This window comes from Arthrobacter sp. P1_B4, from assembly GCF_056406555.1.
This window is the reverse complement of record NZ_JBFTZW010000197.1, coordinates 1-1,031: the sequence shown is the minus strand read 5'-3', so window position 1 is coordinate 1,031 and position 1,031 is coordinate 1. Positions and strand designations below refer to the sequence as shown.

The window sequence follows — 1,031 nt, the reverse complement described above, 5'->3', positions numbered from 1 at the left end:
GAGCAGCGCGATCGTCTGGCTCTGCTCTTCCGCCCGGAAAAGGTGTCGGGAACCCCATGAGCGCAGTCGCCTCCACCGCCGGCGAACGCCTGGCCGACGTGCTCCTTGCAAACGGCAACACGGTCAAGCCTTCGGGTGCGAACACGTGGCAAGCTCAATGCCCCGCGCACCCGGACCGGAACCCGTCCCTGACGATCACCCAGATTGAAGGACAAGTCCTCGTCTACTGCCACGCCGGCTGCCACATCGATGCCGTCCTGGCCACCATCAGACTCGGGAAGAGCGACCTCTTCGACAATCCCAAAGGCGCCGCCTACGAATACCGCGGTGCGGACGGCAARCTCGCCCGAACTGTCTTCCGCACCCCCGCTAAACGGTTCCGGCAGACCGTCGTTGACAACGACACCGTGCCTTTGTACCAGCTTCAGAAGGTCATTGCCGCCATCCAGGCAGGCGAGGCCGTCTACCTCTGCGAGGGGGAAAAGGACGCACACGCGCTCGAATCTCAAGGTGTCACCGCCACCACAGCACCGGCCGGCGCAGGGAACGCGATGAAAGCCGACCATGAACCGTTGCGTGGGGCCGCCAACGTCCACATATGCATCGACTTAGACGAGGCCGGGAAGAAACGGGGCGCCGCGCTCTACAAGTACCTCACCGAGATCACAGCCGGGCCCGTGAGGATCCTGGCTGCAGCCGAAGGAAAAGACGTCGCCGATCACATCGCCGCCGGGCACACTATCGCCGACCTCGTCGAGGTCTCCCCAACGGAGCTTGAGGGGCTCGGCCCCGCAGCCGAAGAGGCGCCGCACTCCTACCTCCGCACGGCAGTCAGCGCAGCGGACCTCATGGCTACCGATTTCCCGCCCATCCGGTACGTCGTCGAGGACCTCATCCCGGAAGGCCTGACCATGGTTGTCGCGCCGCCCAAGATCGGCAAGTCATGGCTGGTGCTCGGGGTCGGGCTGGCGGTGAGCAATGGAACCGCGGCACTGGGCTGCATCCCCACGCAACGGCGCCCAGTCCTCTAC

Annotated in this window: 1 protein-coding gene; it reads left to right on the top strand. The window is 65.1% G+C overall.

The annotated features are described in order from the left end of the window. Positions 1–56: 56 nt before the first annotated feature. The coding region (locus tag AC1D1W_RS20690; RefSeq protein ID WP_476944701.1) for an AAA family ATPase at positions 57–1,031 on the top strand (975 nt) is incomplete at its 3' end.